At 39.4% G+C, this 15,830-nt stretch carries 15 protein-coding genes and 1 pseudogene; 7 read left to right on the forward strand and 9 right to left on the reverse strand.

What is annotated here, in order from left to right:
* Positions 1-103 precede the first annotated feature (103 nt).
* From SOI81_RS16380 to yoaE, 4 genes are all read right to left on the reverse strand, one after another.
* The gene (locus SOI81_RS16380; RefSeq protein WP_002121171.1) at positions 104-1,423 is read right to left on the reverse strand and encodes an MFS transporter; all 1,320 of its coding nucleotides are present in this window, start codon (positions 1,421-1,423) and stop codon (positions 104-106) included.
* Between the two features lie 82 nt (positions 1,424-1,505).
* A complete protein-coding gene (locus SOI81_RS16385) occupies positions 1,506-2,150 on the reverse strand; it encodes a trimeric intracellular cation channel family protein (protein WP_002121256.1) in 645 nt (214 codons plus the stop codon).
* 45 nt (positions 2,151-2,195) lie between these two features.
* Positions 2,196-2,663, reverse strand: coding sequence for a YchJ family protein (locus SOI81_RS16390; RefSeq protein ID WP_016142474.1), 468 nt, complete (start codon positions 2,661-2,663; stop codon positions 2,196-2,198).
* Positions 2,664-2,734: 71 nt separating this feature from the next.
* Positions 2,735-4,327, reverse strand: coding sequence for a TerC family protein (gene yoaE / locus SOI81_RS16395; protein WP_104080692.1), 1,593 nt, complete (start codon positions 4,325-4,327; stop codon positions 2,735-2,737).
* A gap of 326 nt (positions 4,328-4,653) precedes the next feature.
* Here yoaE and SOI81_RS16400 point away from each other — a divergent pair, with 326 nt between their 5' ends.
* The 4 genes from SOI81_RS16400 to dinB all read left to right on the forward strand — a co-directional run bounded on the left by SOI81_RS16400 (position 4,654) and on the right by dinB (position 8,644).
* Positions 4,654-5,277 carry a TIGR00730 family Rossman fold protein gene (locus tag SOI81_RS16400; protein WP_239975898.1) on the forward strand — a complete coding sequence of 208 codons (624 nt, stop codon included), beginning with the start codon at positions 4,654-4,656 and terminating at the stop codon, positions 5,275-5,277.
* Positions 5,278-5,359: 82 nt separating this feature from the next.
* The gene (mdtD, locus tag SOI81_RS16405) at positions 5,360-6,751 is read left to right on the forward strand and encodes a multidrug transporter subunit MdtD (RefSeq protein ID WP_239975897.1); all 1,392 of its coding nucleotides are present in this window, start codon (positions 5,360-5,362) and stop codon (positions 6,749-6,751) included.
* A gap of 77 nt (positions 6,752-6,828) precedes the next feature.
* The gene (gene yegX, locus SOI81_RS16410) at positions 6,829-7,578 is read left to right on the forward strand and encodes a glycoside hydrolase family 25 protein (RefSeq protein ID WP_239975896.1); all 750 of its coding nucleotides are present in this window, start codon (positions 6,829-6,831) and stop codon (positions 7,576-7,578) included.
* A gap of 10 nt (positions 7,579-7,588) precedes the next feature.
* Positions 7,589-8,644: a DNA polymerase IV gene (gene dinB, locus SOI81_RS16415; RefSeq protein WP_239975895.1), complete on the forward strand. Its 1,056-nt coding sequence runs from the start codon at positions 7,589-7,591 to the stop codon at positions 8,642-8,644.
* 4 nt (positions 8,645-8,648) lie between these two features.
* Here dinB and SOI81_RS16420 read toward each other — a convergent pair.
* A pseudogene (locus tag SOI81_RS16420) lies at positions 8,649-8,765 on the reverse strand (hypothetical protein).
* 194 nt (positions 8,766-8,959) lie between these two features.
* Here SOI81_RS16420 and SOI81_RS16425 point away from each other — a divergent pair.
* A complete protein-coding gene (locus SOI81_RS16425) occupies positions 8,960-9,313 on the forward strand; it encodes a RidA family protein (protein WP_239975894.1) in 354 nt (117 codons plus the stop codon).
* 145 nt (positions 9,314-9,458) lie between these two features.
* On the opposite strand, the gene SOI81_RS16430 is transcribed toward SOI81_RS16425, so the two are convergent.
* The 4 genes from SOI81_RS16430 to SOI81_RS16445 all read right to left on the reverse strand — a co-directional run bounded on the left by SOI81_RS16430 (position 9,459) and on the right by SOI81_RS16445 (position 14,677).
* Entirely contained in the window at positions 9,459-9,959 is a 501-nt protein-coding gene (locus SOI81_RS16430) for a DUF2726 domain-containing protein (protein ID WP_239968090.1), read from the reverse strand.
* Positions 9,960-10,273: 314 nt separating this feature from the next.
* Positions 10,274-12,652, reverse strand: coding sequence for a YgiQ family radical SAM protein (locus SOI81_RS16435; RefSeq protein WP_224993584.1), 2,379 nt, complete (start codon positions 12,650-12,652; stop codon positions 10,274-10,276).
* A 213-nt stretch (positions 12,653-12,865) separates the two neighbouring features.
* A complete protein-coding gene (locus SOI81_RS16440; protein ID WP_239975893.1) occupies positions 12,866-14,125 on the reverse strand; it encodes an esterase-like activity of phytase family protein in 1,260 nt (419 codons plus the stop codon).
* Between the two features lie 147 nt (positions 14,126-14,272).
* Positions 14,273-14,677 carry a helix-turn-helix domain-containing protein gene (locus SOI81_RS16445; RefSeq protein WP_239975892.1) on the reverse strand — a complete coding sequence of 135 codons (405 nt, stop codon included), beginning with the start codon at positions 14,675-14,677 and terminating at the stop codon, positions 14,273-14,275.
* 81 nt (positions 14,678-14,758) lie between these two features.
* Between SOI81_RS16445 and SOI81_RS16450 the strand changes: the two genes are divergently transcribed.
* Both SOI81_RS16450 and SOI81_RS16455 read left to right on the forward strand, forming a co-directional pair.
* The gene (locus SOI81_RS16450; RefSeq protein WP_239975891.1) at positions 14,759-15,244 is read left to right on the forward strand and encodes a DUF2938 domain-containing protein; all 486 of its coding nucleotides are present in this window, start codon (positions 14,759-14,761) and stop codon (positions 15,242-15,244) included.
* Positions 15,245-15,263: 19 nt separating this feature from the next.
* Positions 15,264-15,830: a flavodoxin family protein gene (locus SOI81_RS16455; protein ID WP_239975890.1), complete on the forward strand. Its 567-nt coding sequence runs from the start codon at positions 15,264-15,266 to the stop codon at positions 15,828-15,830.

Raw genomic sequence — 15,830 nt, forward strand, 5'->3', positions numbered from 1 at the left:
AAGTGGGCTATGTTACAGACACAAGAGGGACTCTGTCACCTGAGCGTCAAATTATGTCTCATCTCTCTATATTTTTAGTTACTTGCTATAAAGTTAGGCAAAACTAGAGACCGATCGACTCTAGTCTTTTACCTTGAGTTTCTTCACCTAATATTAAAATTACAGCTGCAACCAAGAGTAAAACAATAGTGAACATCATAAAAACATGGCTAAAACCATTTTTGGAAACCATCATATGAGTGACGACGATCGGCGCCAAAATTCCGCCTAAACGGCCCATTGCAGATGCCCAGCCCGAACCAAAAGCCCGAATATTGGCCGGATATTGCTCTGGTGTATAGGTATATAACACACCCCATGCACCCAAATTAAAGAAGGACATGAGACAGCCCCAAAACATAATGCTATTTACACTGTCGGCTTGTCCAAAGAAATATGCAGACAACGCACAAAATCCGATAAATGCAGCAAGTGTAATTTTTCTACCCAATCGCTCTACAAACCATGCCGCTGCTAAGTAGCCTGGTAGCTGCGCCAAAATCATCAACAAAACATATTCAAAAGATTTAACAATGTCATAGCCCTGTTTTACCAATAAACTTGGTAGCCACGTAAAGATGCCATAGTAGGAATACACAATTCCAAACCAGATGAGCCAGAGCATTAAACTACGGCGAGCAAATTGACCACTCCAAAGTTGTTTAAAAGAGACTTTTTGTCGCATGGCAACAGGCACAACTTCAATATGGTGAACAATTTGTACACCTGCTTGAGCTTCTAATTTTTGAACTAATGCGTGTGCTTCTTCAACACGTCCACGGTTAATCAGGTACGGTATCGATTCAGGGAGTTTTTTCCAAATCACTAAAATATAAATCAGTGGAAGGCCACCCATAAGAAATGCAATATGCCAACCAAATTTAGGAATAATAAAATAAGAAATGAGTGCAGCAACTAACCAGCCTAAACCCCAAAAACTTTCGAGTAGTACAATAAAACGGCCACGAACATGTGCAGGGATATATTCACTCACCAATGTCACTGCAACGGGTAACTGTCCACCAAGTCCAAGACCAACAATAAAACGGAAAATTAATAACCACTTTAGATCTGGTGCAAAAGCACATAAGGCAGTCGCGATGCTGTAGATCGCCATGGTCACTGCAAATATTGTCTTTCGGCCAAAGCGGTCTGCTAAAGCTCCCGAACAAACAGCTCCAATAGCCATTCCTACAAACCCGATACTCACAATCCAACCGCTTTCGGCTGGTGTTAATGCCCAGTCTTTAACAAGCGTTGTCATGATAAAAGCAATGATCCCTGTGTCCATCGCATCAAACATCCAACCTAAACCAACCACCCACAATAGTGTGTAGTGGAATTTGCCAATTGGAAGATTTTGTATACGTGAAACCAGATCCATAGGAAAAACTCTACTGGAAAAAATAAGTGAGCAAGACAATATATTTTATTGTTATAGCATGCTCACATCGAATTCTGCATGATTAATGTTCGTCGGTTGAAGAAGCCGATTCTGCATCATCATCTTTATAAATAAATTTAGGCATTTCTAAACCGAAATAAATTGCAATCAGACGCAAGGTAAAGCCGAAAATTAGGGTTGAAATGACGGTTAACTCTAAACTTAATCCTAAGTCCTGACAAACCCAGTAACAGATGACTGCCACAAAAGAGATACTCGCATAGAGTTCGCGGCGGAAAACGAATGGGACATCGTTACATAAAATATCACGTAAAATACCGCCAGATACTCCAGTTAACACCCCTGCTACTGCCGATACGACAAAACCGTGCCCCATTTGTAGGGCAATCTGGCAACCAATGATCGTAAACCCAATTAGGCCTAAAGCGTCGAGTACCAAAAAGATGTTATGTAAATGACGCATCCATTTGGCAATAATGATTGTGACAAAGGCAGCACAGCAGGTCAGAACCAAGTATTCAGGATGTTTCACCCAAGTTAAAGGATAGTGACCAAGCAATACATCACGTACCGAACCACCACCTAAAGCAGTTACACAGGCAATCAGTACGACACCGAACCAGTCCATACTCCGTCGCCCAGCAGACAATGCGCCTGTCATCGCTTCCGCAGTAATCGCAATAATATAAATAACGGTGAGTAACATCGCCCTTTCCCTCAGGCCAAACAGTGGGCGTATTTTAAGATAAAGTTATAGGTATTGTGCACAGCATTGCTTAAATTTTTTTCCAGAACCGCATATACAAGGTTGCTTCATCGTGACATGCATATCGACCGTTGGATCAAGGAAAAACCATTGTTGCTGATGAAATACAAAATGTGAAACCTCATGATGAATTTGGGCTTTTTGTCCATCATGATAATGAGCCTTGAACTCAACCTGTGCATGGGTTTTATCTAATTTTTCGTTGGTGTTAACCACCTCTAAACCCAACCACTGATTTTGTTTACTCCACTCAGCAATCGCCTCTTTATCAAGAGCTGTTTGCTGACCTAAAGCAGTGGTTTGCACAATATAATCGATTTGCTGTAATGCAAAAGCGCTATAACGTGAACGCATAAGCTGCTCTGCTGTTAGTGCTTTTGCTGCACCTAAATGTAAAGGCTCACAGCATTCTATATAGCTGCCTTTTCCACATGGACAATTTTGTTGAGTCATTTGGTACTTCTCAAATAAAAAATAGCTCAAAGTTGAGCTATTTTATGATGTTTCTAGACTTAAAACGTTATTTAATCTTTTGGTTCATCTTGCTCAATAGAAACAATATGAACTTTCTCGATTTTATGACCTTCCATGGTAATCACTTCAAAGCGGTAACCGTCTGCCTCAACAGCTTCACCATTTTCTGGTAAACGACCTAAATGGAATAACAAGTAACCCGATAAAGTTGAATACTGCTCGCTTTCATCAACGAGATCACGACCTAATAAAAGTGATACGTGACGAATGTCAGTTGAACCTTCAAGCATTAAGGAACCATCTGCCAAACTTTCGGCAGCAGCATCTAATTCATCTTCATCTGGGAATTCACCCGCAATTGCTTCTAAGATATCAATTGGCGTTGCGATACCTTCGATAGAACCATATTCATTTAATACGATGGCCATTTGTAAAGGAGCTTGACGTAATTGTTCCATAACCATAAGTACTTGAGCATTTTCATGCACAATCACAGGTTCACGTAAATGCTTTTGGAAATCAATCACACCTGTTTCAATAAAGTTATTTAAAACTTTATGCGTAAGCGCAATACCTTCAATATTATCAAGCTCACCACGTGCAACGATCAAACGAGAGTGAGTCATTGACATTAAACGTTCTTTTAAAACTTCAGGTTCATCGTCTAAGTCAATCCACTCTAATTCAGGACGTGGAGTCATAACAGACTTTACTGGACGCTCTGATAAGCCAAGTACGCCTTGTACAAGCACACTGTGATAAGCGCCGTTTTCTTCGTCAAAAACTTCATCTGCAAACGCTTGTGTAGCCAGTACATCTTCTTTATCAGCTGATTGGGCATCTGAACTAGAACCGCTATTTTTACTGCCTAACATACGTAAAACTGCAGAAGCTGTGCGATAACGTAAATCTGTGGTTGTAACCATCTTTTCCTGATTGCGGCGCATGCTTTGATTGATAATTTCCACCAAAACCGAGAAACCAATTGCAGCATATAAGTAGCCCTTCGGAATATGGAAACCAAACCCTTCCACGACCAGAGAGAAACCGATCATCATCAAGAAGCCAAGACACAGAATAACAACTGTTGGATGTTTATTGACAAAGTCCATGAGTGGCTTAGATGCCCACAACATGATTCCGACAGCAATTACAACCGCAACCATCATGATTGACAGCTCTTTCACCATACCTACAGCTGTAATCACACTGTCTAGTGAGAATACCGCATCAAGTACGACAATCTGAACAATGACCATCCAGAACGCAGCATGAACAGGATTATCTTCTTTATGAAGCTGTTTTCCTTCCATTCGTTCATGCAATTCCATGGTGCCCTTAAAGAGTAAGAACACACCACCGAATAATAAAATCAGATCACGACCAGAGAAAGGATGATCAAAAATATGGAAAAGTGGTTCAGTTAGTGTCACAACCCAAGCGATCGAGGCTAAGAGTATAAGACGCATTCCCAAGGCGAGTACTAAACCGACTATACGCGCTTTAGCTCGTTGCTCCGGCGGCAATTTCTCAGCCAAAATAGCGATAAAAACGAGGTTATCGATCCCCAATACAATTTCAAGAACAATTAAGGTCGCTAAGCCTACCCAAGCAGAGGGATCAGACATCCATTCAAAGATCATTGATCCTGCTCCTGTGTTGTTTGAATTTTATCTTTATTTGGCAACACAACAGGCGCGCCTACACAAAGTGCGGAAAATGTTTTTTTAGGACAAGAAATTAAAACGGAGCGACTACAACCACTACCCATATTTGTTCATATGTTGTTAAACGATTTTTTAGTATAGGCAAGATTTAACATAAATTCATCATTTTTATTTGTACATAACCAGCATTCACCAAACCCATACAAAACATGAATCTTTCTTATAAATCTGCTTATAAAGTTGTCATATCTTTTGCTTAGTGTAGACAAGAAATATGAACGTGATAAGGTGAAAATAAAGCAATGAATAGCGTATTAACAATGGCAGTAAATGATTTACCAATAACAGCTGTAAAAACAAAACAACCTCTTATTGCATTATATTGTGGTTCACGTGCAGGAAATAACCCAATCTACCGAGAAAAAGCAATTGAACTGGCTCACGGAATTGCTGAACAAGGCTTTGGTTTAGTCTATGGCGGTGCCAGTATCGGTTTAATGGGACAAGTCGCAGATAGCGTTCTCGCAAACGGCGGAGAAGCTGTCGGGGTGATCCCTGAATTTATGCTTGATTATGAAGTCGCACATGCAGGACTAACTGAATTACATATCGTAGAAACCATGCATGAACGTAAAGCCATGATGGCGGAACGTGCAAGTGCATTTATTGCGTTACCAGGTGGTTTAGGAACATTTGAAGAAATATTGGAAATAGCCACTTGGGGCCAACTCAACCAACATCAAAAGCCCATGATTTTATATAACGTAAATGGCTTTTATAATGCATTGATCGCCCAATTAGACCATGCAGTTCAAGAAGGTTTTCTACCCCTTCAGCACCGAGCTAAATTAATTGTATGTGAAGAGGTCGATCAAATTTATAACGTCATTAAAAATCTAAAAATGCCGAAAAGATTTGTTGTCTAGTTGTCTATCTACTCTCTATAAAAAAGCGGTTCTGCCGCTTTTTTTGTTTTACACTAGATTAAAACGTTAATTTTTAAATGTTATGAATGCCACGCCGACTCACCAAGCCTTGCAGCCCGAATATCGCTTACTCGTTCTTTTGGTTTCTATTGGCTTTTTTATGCAGGCCTTGGACACAACGATTGTAAATACCGCTATTCCTGCCATGGCTCATCATCTCAATGAGGATCCTTTACGCATGCACAGCGTAGTGGTGGCCTATGTATTATCGGTTGCTGCCTGTATTCCTTTAAGTGGATGGTTAGCAGACCGCTTTGGTGTCAGAAATATTTTCTTGTCGGCAATCGTTATTTTTACTTTAGCCTCTTTAGGTTGTGGTCTTTCTCAGAGCCTCAATGAACTCTTATTTTTCCGAGTCATCCAAGGCGTAGGCGGAGCCTTACTACTTCCTGTTGGCCGACTATCACTTTTAAAGATTATTCCACGCACTCAGTTTTTAGCCGCAATGAGCTTAATGAGTCTTGCAGGTTTACTCGGGCCTTTGGCTGGTCCAACTTTAGGTGGCTGGTTAGTTGAAGTTGCAACTTGGCACTGGATTTTCCTCATCAATATTCCCATGGGTATCTTAGGTATATTAATGACGTTAAAAGTCATGCCAAATGTAAAAGAACCCTCAGTCAAAAACTTTGATTTGGGCGGCTTCATTTTATTAGTAGTGGCCATGATTGGCTGGTCTTTGGGTATCGAACATTTAGCCTCGCCAGAATATTCAAAATGGTTCAGCATTTCGCTATTAGTCGTCGGCATAATCGCAACACTTTGGTATGCCTATCATTCACATACTCATCAAAATGCATTATTTCGTAGCCGACTCTTTAGAAACAAGATTTACGCGATTGGTATTTTAGGGAATTTCTTTGCACGCTTTGGTGGTAATGCCTTACCTTTTGTTTTACCACTCATGTTACAAGTCGCTTTTGGTTTTGAACCCTTTATTGCAGGTTTAATGATGATTCCATTGGTCCTAGGTTCATTATTTTCAAAGCCAATTGTCAGACCTATTATTCAAAAAATTGGCTATCGACGTTTTTTACTCATCAACACAACACTCGTTGGATTATGTATTGCTTCTTTTGCCATCATGACAGTCGACACTCCAACTTGGGTTAGAGCCTTACACTTCTTCTTATTTGGCACATTAAATTCCCTGCAATTTGTTGGCATGAACACATTGACCTTGAAAGATTTGCCTCAACAAGATGCGAGTAGCGGTAATAGTTTCTTATCGATGATTATGATGCTTTCAATGAGTATTGGTGTGGCACTAGCAGGCACCCTTATTAATATCTTTACCCATTATTATGGTGCAGACCATGTGACAACAGCGTTTCATGTCACCCTCATTTGTCTCGGTTGTATCAATGTCATTACTGCATTTATTTTCTGGCAAATTCCAAAGGATACGTCTGTTTAAGCGGTTGCATTTTTAGCGTAGTTTCTCTTTCATAAATCACGCTATGATGTTTACTTCATATTTTTAATGAGTTTTGCATGACCAAACTGGCTAAACCCTTTTTCACAGCACGGCACAATGCCTTAATTGGAATTGGCTTGGCTTGTGTTATGGGAGTCTTAGCTTATTTTGGTTTGTTCTATCAACAAAAAGCCGTTGCACAAGATTATCCAGTTCAGGGCTTTGACGTTTCTCACCATCAGGGTGACATTAACTGGAAAAAGATATCACCTGAAAAATTCCAATTCGTCTATTTAAAAGCAACCGAAGGCGGGGATTATAAAGATCCAAAATTTCAAGAAAACTGGTTAAAAGCACGCGAACATGGGTTCCATGTTGGGGCCTATCATTTTTATCGCCTATGTCGTGATGGTAAAACACAAGCCGAAAATTTTATTGCAACAGTTCCAAATAAAACCGATGCTCTTCCTCCCGTCATTGATCTGGAATATGACGGCAACTGTATTAATGCGCATACAAAAGAACAATTACTTAAAGAAATAGGCATTATGCATGACCGCTTAAAACAGCATTATGGCAAACAGCCTATTTTTTATATTTCTAAAACCTTTTACCACATTGTGCTAATAGGTAATTTTCCCAATACACCGCTTTGGGTTAGAGATTACGAAGGTAAACCTGAGCTGAAAGACAAAAGAAAATGGCTCTTTTGGCAGCATAGTAATCAGGGTAAAATTGAAGGCATGACAAAGCCAGTAGACCTCAATGTTTATGAGGGTTCAGTCAAAGAATGGCACCAATTTTTACAGCAGCAAGGCATCGTGTAAGCACAATAATATGCGCAAAATCATTCATATCGATATGGATGCCTTTTATGCATCGGTCGAATTACGGGAACGCCCTGAATTAAGGCATCTACCCGTTGTTATCTCATCTCATCATCCCCGAGCTGTGATTGCTGCTGCATCCTATCCTGCCCGCGAATTTGGTTTACGTTCAGCCATGTCGATGACTCAGGCAAGGAAACTATGCCCTCAGGTCGTTATTATTGAGCCAAATTTTGAAAAATACCGTACAGTTTCCGCGCAAATTCACTCGATCTTTCAGCAATATACGCTGCTTATTGAACCGTTATCTTTAGATGAGGCCTATCTAGATGTCACTGAAAACCTAAAACAGATGGCAAGTGCAACTGAAGTGGCTATGCACATTCGGGAAGATATTTTTAGATTAACGGGACTTACTGCATCGGCTGGCGTAGCACCAAATAAATTTTTGGCAAAAATTGCTTCCGACTGGAACAAACCGAATGGTTTATGTGTAATTAAACCTTCGCAAGTTGCTACTTTTATTCAAGACCTCCCACTAAAAAAGATTCCTGGGGTGGGTAAAGTCACTCAGGAAAAATTACAACAGCTTCATTTACATACTTTAGGTGATTTACAGAAAATTGAAGAAGCCGTTTTAGTTCATCATTTTGGAAAATATGGACAACAGCTTTATTTATATGCCCAAGGCATTGATCATAGGCCTGTTCAAGCTGAAAGAGCTCGCCAACAAATTTCCAAAGAGACCACCTTCGATAGTGATTTTACTTTGGTTCAATGCCAGCCCTATTGGCAGGGATTAGCTGAAAAAGTCTGGCAAACTCTAGAGAAAAAACAACTCAATGCACGTGGTGTAAATATTAAGCTTAAACTTAAGAATTTTCAGACATTACAACATAGTAAAAGCTTTAAAAGACCGATCCAATCGCTACAGGACTTAATCCAAGTTTTATTTTTATTATTAAATGAAATGCAAATACCTGAACATTTCCAATTTCGCTTGATTGGTATAGGGGTTTATCAATTACAGACCCAAGCCGATGACTTCCAGCTTAACCTGTGGTAATTGATTAATTTTTACTCGAAAGAACAACTTTTGAACAAAACAGGCTCCCTTTTACCCAAACTTTAGAGTAACCTAATCAACGCATATTCATTACCCATGTATTTGCAACATGCCAAAGCAACCTTTACTTTCGGCATATCGTCCTGTGATTGGCGTGACGACCAAATCCGAATATTGCAGGGCTCTTCTGATACATGGCTTAACTATCCCCTCATCACAATAATCTACTGAAATTCCTTTTTACTTGCTTGCACCGAGCTAGTAACTCTTCATAAAATCAAAACTATTAAATAAAGTCACTCTAGAGCATTTTTTATGACGGTAAAGCGTTTACACGTTACTTCACGCTACTGCGAAGTCGCGATTTCAGGTAATTTGGTTCACTTGGCTGGACAACTCGCAGACGATACAAGCGTAGATGTTACAGGACAGACTCAACAAACTTTAGACAATATTGATCGTTTATTGGCAGAAGCAGGAACTGATAAAACTCATATTCTTTCTGTCATGATTTTTCTAAAAGATATCGAAAAAGATTATGCAGCAATGAATGCCGTTTGGGATGCATGGATTAGCGAAGGACATCCACCCGCACGCACTTGTGTAGAATCAAAACTCTATGCGCCAGATGTACTTGTAGAAATGACGGTTGTTGCGGTACTTCCATAGTTTTAGACATATAAATCTAAATAAAAATGAGCAATATTTTTTGATATTGCTCATTTTTTTATAGGTTTTAAAATCTTTAATATCAGCATATTACCAAGATCTTCTTTAATAAATTCTCCTATCAATTGCTATAGTGACTCATTTTTTAAGACTTCACAAAAGCATTTGACATTCTTTCTAGCTGTGGCGTTGCATGCAAAGTTGCTAGCTCTGATTCAGGACTTAATAAATCTCTTCTTAAATCATCATAATCAGGCACATCGCTATAATGCAACACACGATAACCAGCCAATTGTAATAGACGACGTTCATATTGTTGATGCGCTCGACGTAAACCGTTTTCCCCGAGAACAACGATTACAACTACCTGATAATTTTGATCAAGTACAACAAAATCAGCTGCCATATTTTGGTATTTACGGCGAGTATGCGCATATTTTGTAGTTAAAAGTGCATCAAAAGATACATGGGCCAACACTGTAAATTTGGGTAGAACTGTTTGTAGTCGGGTTAAGGTCATTTGCTCATGACTGGTTAAGACTGCACGGCGCTTTAAAGCGCTATCGTGTTGATTCCTTCGTGAAAGACTTTTCACGGCCATCACAACAGCCAGAAATAATAATAAGATCGTGATTAAATAGTACATGGGTCCAATCCTTTAGGTTTTTTATAATGATTTTGCTAGATCACACTTTGTTGTAATTGATAACGACACAGCCGTTTTTTAAAAGGTTCACTTAGTAATTTCACTTGTAGTTATCAAGCTTGGCTTAAATTTAGCCACCCTCACATTATTTATAATCATAGAGTCTTCAACAATCAAGTGCAGCTCGTCAGATTTTTAGTATTTATCATTATTCGTTACGTTTTTTGTACTTTAAATCTTCAAAAATCTCACTATACGATTTAAAACGTCACATTAAAAACAAAACAGGCTCTGTTTAAGAGCCTGTTTTATCATTAGCCACGAGCTTTCGACTTTGGTTTACTTTTACCACCAAATGGTCTCTTTTCGCCTGTTTCACGAGGAGGTAAGCCTGTATGCTGAGTAAGTACCTGACCCTTTTGCGGACGCTTCTGATTTGAATGATTATTCGTTTGCTGGTTATTTCGTTTAACTGAATCGCCTGCAGTAGTCGAATTTTTCTTACGTGCAGATTTGTATTCCCCTTCTGTGCCTTTTGGCTGATAAGTTGGAATTAAATGCTGCTTCGAATTACCAATTAAATCGGCACGGCCCATTTCTTTTAAGGCTTCACGAAGTAATGGCCAGTTATTTGGATCATGGTAACGTAAGAATGCTTTATGCAGACGACGGCGTTTCTCACCTTTTACAATATCAACTTTTTCAGTATAACGAGCGACTTTAGCAAGCGGGTTTTTGCCCGAATAATACATGGTTGTTGCAGTTGCCATTGGCGATGGATAGAACGTCTGTACCTGATCGGCACGGAAGCCATTCTTTTTCAACCAAATTGCAAGATGCATCATGTCATAATCTGAAGTACCCGGATGTGCAGCAATAAAGTAAGGAATTAAATATTGCTCTTTTCCTGCTTCTTTACTGAAACGGTCAAACATTTGTTTGAAACGATCATAGGTACCAATACCCGGTTTCATCATCTTAGATAACGGGCCTTGTTCAGTATGCTCTGGTGCAATTTTTAAATAACCGCCAACGTGATGTTGTACCAGCTCTTTGACATATTCAGGGTTGAGTACAGCAAGGTCATAACGTAAACCCGAACCAATCAGAATCTTCTTCACACCTTTAATTGCACGTGCTTTACGGTAAAGCTGCACTAAAGGGGCATGATCGGTATGCAAGTTTTGACAAACGCCCGGATATACACAAGAAGGTTTACGGCAGTTCTTCTCAATTTCAGGATCTTTACAATGCAAACGGTACATGTTTGCCGTTGGGCCACCTAAGTCTGAGATAATGCCGGTGAAGTTTGGTGCCGTATCACGGATTTTTTCAATCTCACGTAAAATTGAATCTTCCGAACGGTTTTGAATAATACGCCCTTCATGTTCTGTAATTGAACAGAATGTACAACCACCAAAACAGCCACGCATAATGTTGACCGAGAATTTGATCATATCAAATGCAGGGAAACGCGCATCGCCATAAGTAGGATGTGGCAAACGTGCATATGGTAAATCAAACACATAGTCCATTTCCTCAGTGGTTAGAGGAATTGGAGGTGGGTTAATCCAAACATCACGCTCACCATGACGTTGAACGAGTGCGCGGGCATTACCTGGGTTCGTTTCAAGGTGTAAAATACGGTTTGCATGCGCGTAAAGCACTTGATCATTCGCTACTTCTTCAAAAGAAGGCAAACGAATTACCGCCAATTCTCGTGGAGGTAATTTGTGTTTAATCGCTTTTGACGGTGCTGGCTTTAATTGTACGATTTGAGTGTCGTCATCGAGTTTGTCTCCTTCACGCACAATCGGGTTTGCAACAATCTCTTTTTGGAAATTTTGATACTGAGCTAAAGAGTTACCCTTTTCTTTTTCAACCTCACAGCCATCAATATCTTCTGTCATGACATATGGGTTAATAATTGGATCAACACGCCCAACCGTATCTACATCATTACTCGCAACTTCAACAAACTTTGCTTTTGATGCTTTGTTATGTTTATTAATAATAAATGCTGTACCACGGACATCTGTAATCTCGTGGATTTTTTCACCTTTGGCCAAACGATGCATCACATCAATAATGGCCCGCTCACCATTACCGTACATCAGCAAATCAGCTTTTGAGTCCATCAAAATCGAACGACGAACCTTATCCGACCAATAATCGTAGTGCGCAATGCGACGTAAACTACCTTCAATACCACCTAATAATACAGGTACATCAGGGAAAGCTTCACGACAACGTTGGCAATAAACAGTAGCTGCACGGTCAGGACGTTTGTTTGGCTCATTGTTTGGAGAATATGCATCATCAGAACGGATTTTACGATCTGCCGTATAACGGTTAATCATCGAATCCATATTACCTGCGGTTACACCCCAAGCAATCGTTGGCTTACCTAAAACGCGGAAGCTTTCAACATTGGTCCAGTCTGGCTGCGCGATAATTCCGACACGGAAACCTTGTGCTTCAAGTACACGTCCAATCACACCCGATACAAACGATGGATGATCAATATAAGCATCGCCACAGACTAAAATAAAGTCACATGCATCCCAGCCGAGTTGGTCCATTTCTTCTCGTGACATCGGCAAAAATGGTGCGGGTTCAAAACACGACGCCCAATATTTGTCGTAATCAAACAGCGCTTTTGGCGCAGTCTGCATGGTGTAGGCAGTAGACATGGCTTGCGAATCTCGGCTAGCAGATGGAGGAGAGACATCTAAAGATGAAAGCCGATCATTTTAACATGAATTTCATTCATTTTCCCTGTTTATAAAACATGCGAAAACAATAATATAGAAATTAATTTGATTAAAGTTTACTCAATATTTTATTCTTGGAATAAATACGGCGGAATAAAATCCGCCGCAGTTTTAATTTTTTATTTGTAAAGCTTAGAACAAAGCTTTTGGCAAACGAATCTGAATAATCTCATTATCATCAGCCAGTTTTGCGTTACGCCCTGTCGATCCAGGGAAGTTATTATCATTGAAAACGGTAAGTGTTGTGCCATTTTCAATGATCACATCTTCAATCGTCTCAAATGGAAAAGCAAAAACCTGTCCCGTACCAATATCCCCTGCTCTAGCTGTGCTATACAACAAATTCGGGTTAGCGATTTTAATTAAATCGACTAAATCTTCACGGCTTACTAGCTGACCTGACTCATTTAATTTAATACGAATTAACTTTTTATATCCGCCTAAATTATTCTGAGTCGCATCACGCTCAATAATAATGCCTTCTTTATCATTAAAGAGTTGGAAGTCACCAATATTAGTTGCCTTACTATCTAATTGGAACCAATAATATTTTCCTGTATACGCTTTTTTCTTCAAGTCAAATTGCGAAATCAGCAACTGTCTTTCTGTTTCCCGAATTGATTTAATTGGCTTTTCTATAAGCGGGTAAAGATACTGCCCATCTGGCGAAATCGCCATTCCTTCAAAACCACCACTTTGCTGAACTAGAGGTTCTACAAAATTAATTTGTGCTTTATTAAACTGATTTTGTGGTGAACGTAGCTCTTGAGTCGGGTTTAACGGATTTGGCAAAGCAATCGGTGCATCTAATAACACGCCATCTGCTGAAAAATGAAGTAAATAAGGCCCAAACTCATCCCCAATCCAGTAAGTTCCATCATTAGAACGTTGCATAGATTCTGGATCAAAATCAGCGCCCGTTAATAATCGATCAACTGTATTACCATTCACGATATTAAACGGAATTAATTTGTTCGGATCACGCAGCTGGATAAAGTTTTGCACAGTCACTTGACCGGTGCCTTTAGCTTTAGTTTTGAAATCAGGCTTCAGTTTATAAATACGAAGTAAAAAGTCTGCTGAATTATCTTGAGTTCCGAAACCGTTATCAGCCATTGCCATATAACTGCCATCTTCATTTTTTAATGCAGCAGAAAACCCCTGTACAGGTTGACCTTTAAATGGAGGATAAATTCCATTTGCACCTTTTACATATACGCCAGAGTCTGGGCCAGCAGAATAAGTTTCTACAGGTAATTTGGCAAAAGAAATTAAGGTTGGTTCGGCAACGTTCTCAATAGGTGACGTTTGTTCTTGATCATTATCATTATTACATGCCGTCAATCCTAAACTGGCGCAGCATAATAATGCCGCTAATGTTTTTTTGCTCATAGTTTTATACAGTTGATAAAAAATTAAGCAAATTTAATCAAGCTTATATGAAGTTTTTACTTCAAAAAGATGAAATCTTTATGGCGAAAATATGACAAACCCAACTATTCAATACCAACACAAACTAAATGACCTCATCAAAAATAATTAAAGTTTCGTTGGCTGATATTCTCCTGCAATTGCTGCTTTCAAAAAGTTCTGAAAGGTTGGGCATTCCATATGATTTTTGGCAGGACATACAGCAGCATGTTGTAATCCCTGACTAATAAAATGCAATCGCTTTGCCATGTGCTCTAACTGTTCAGCTTTATCTTTTAGTTTTTGCCGATCAAGCTCTGGCTTACCATCTTGCCCAAACATTGTGGTAATTTCATTTAAAGAAAAGCCTGCGGCACGACCTAAAGCAATGAGTGCCAATTGATCAAGTACTTGTTTGCCATATTGCCGCCGTAAACCCTGCCGCCCTATTGATTTAATTAATCCTTTCTCTTCATAAAAGCGTAGCGTGGCCGTTGTGACTTTTGCTTTTTTAGCGACTTCACCAATATCCATAACAACCTCTTGACTTCAAGTGAACTTGAACTTGCACAATAAATTTATCACGTTTTAGGCGTATAAAAGCAAGGTGTAAAAATGAATACCTCCACAATATTCTTTCAAGCTTTATTTCTTGGTGTTGGTGCAACTATTGTCATGGATATCTGGCTATTAATATTAAAGATATTCAAAATTCCGACCTTAAATTTTTCCTTTCTCGGACGCTGGGTTGGTTGGATATTTAAAGGGAAACTCGTCCATCAAACTATTGCACAAAGCCCTCAAATTAAAGGTGAATATTTATTGGGCTGGATTGCACACTACAGTGTTGGGATTATCTTCGCATTAATTTTTATTTTCTTTGTTGGGTCAACTTGGCTGATTCAACCTCAGTTTTACTCAGCTCTACTGTTTGGTGTGGTCACCGTTCTCATTCCTTTTTTTATTATGCAACCGGCCATGGGTAATGGCTTTGCTTCATCAAAAACACCCCATCCTTTTTTGAACTGTATAAAAAGTTTAATGAACCATAGTGTTTTTGGCTGTGGCTTATATCTCACTTCAAAACTATTTCAAATTTAAATAAAAGAGGAAACTGCCCATGAAAACTGTTGCCATTATTTACCATAGCCGCCAAGGCCATACCCAATTTATTGCTCAGCAAATTCAACTTGGTATCTTAAACCATAAAAATATTAAAGTAGATTTGCTCAATGCCGAAGATCTTATCGAGCGCCCAGAAATTCTTAACCAATACGACGGCTTAATTTGGGGATCTCCTACATATTTAGGTGGAGTGTCTTCCAAGTTAAAACAACTCATGGATGCAACAGGCCCTTTATGGAAAAAACAAAGTTTTAAAGGGAAATTAGCGGCTGGGTTTACTGTTTCCTCTCTTCCTGCAGGTGATAAACAATCGACGTTAATTTCGATTTTTACCTTTTGTATGCAGCACGGCATGCTCTGGGTAGGCAATCCAATTCTGCCAGAACAACATCAAGGTGTTGCTTATGCAAAAGCAGCTAACCGTCTCGGTTCATGGTCAGGCTTAATGGCTCAAGCTGAACATGGCAGTAATGCCGATAGGTTTGATGAAGGAGATATTAAAACTGCTCAACAATTTGGTGAAAATTTTGCATTGACCTTAAGTACCTATCAAGGAATATAA

Source organism: Acinetobacter pittii, from assembly GCF_034067285.1.
GTDB lineage: Bacteria > Pseudomonadota > Gammaproteobacteria > Pseudomonadales > Moraxellaceae > Acinetobacter > Acinetobacter pittii_E.

Bases quoted from the DNA above. Each gene is read 5' to 3' on its own strand.
- SOI81_RS16380 (WP_002121171.1), bottom strand. From the start codon at position 1,423: ATGGATCTGGTTTCACGTATACAAAATCTTCCAATTGGCAAATTCCAC.
- SOI81_RS16385 (WP_002121256.1), bottom strand. From the start codon at position 2,150: ATGTTACTCACCGTTATTTATATTATTGCGATTACTGCGGAAGCGATG.
- SOI81_RS16390 (WP_016142474.1), bottom strand. From the start codon at position 2,663: ATGACTCAACAAAATTGTCCATGTGGAAAAGGCAGCTATATAGAATGC.
- yoaE (WP_104080692.1), bottom strand. From the start codon at position 4,327: ATGATCTTTGAATGGATGTCTGATCCCTCTGCTTGGGTAGGCTTAGCG.
- SOI81_RS16400 (WP_239975898.1), top strand. From the start codon at position 4,654: ATGAATAGCGTATTAACAATGGCAGTAAATGATTTACCAATAACAGCT.
- mdtD (WP_239975897.1), top strand. From the start codon at position 5,360: ATGAATGCCACGCCGACTCACCAAGCCTTGCAGCCCGAATATCGCTTA.
- yegX (WP_239975896.1), top strand. From the start codon at position 6,829: ATGACCAAACTGGCTAAACCCTTTTTCACAGCACGGCACAATGCCTTA.
- dinB (WP_239975895.1), top strand. From the start codon at position 7,589: ATGCGCAAAATCATTCATATCGATATGGATGCCTTTTATGCATCGGTC.
- SOI81_RS16425 (WP_239975894.1), top strand. From the start codon at position 8,960: ATGACGGTAAAGCGTTTACACGTTACTTCACGCTACTGCGAAGTCGCG.
- SOI81_RS16430 (WP_239968090.1), bottom strand. From the start codon at position 9,959: ATGTACTATTTAATCACGATCTTATTATTATTTCTGGCTGTTGTGATG.
- SOI81_RS16435 (WP_224993584.1), bottom strand. From the start codon at position 12,652: ATGTCTACTGCCTACACCATGCAGACTGCGCCAAAAGCGCTGTTTGAT.
- SOI81_RS16440 (WP_239975893.1), bottom strand. From the start codon at position 14,125: ATGAGCAAAAAAACATTAGCGGCATTATTATGCTGCGCCAGTTTAGGA.
- SOI81_RS16445 (WP_239975892.1), bottom strand. From the start codon at position 14,677: ATGGATATTGGTGAAGTCGCTAAAAAAGCAAAAGTCACAACGGCCACG.
- SOI81_RS16450 (WP_239975891.1), top strand. From the start codon at position 14,759: ATGAATACCTCCACAATATTCTTTCAAGCTTTATTTCTTGGTGTTGGT.
- SOI81_RS16455 (WP_239975890.1), top strand. From the start codon at position 15,264: ATGAAAACTGTTGCCATTATTTACCATAGCCGCCAAGGCCATACCCAA.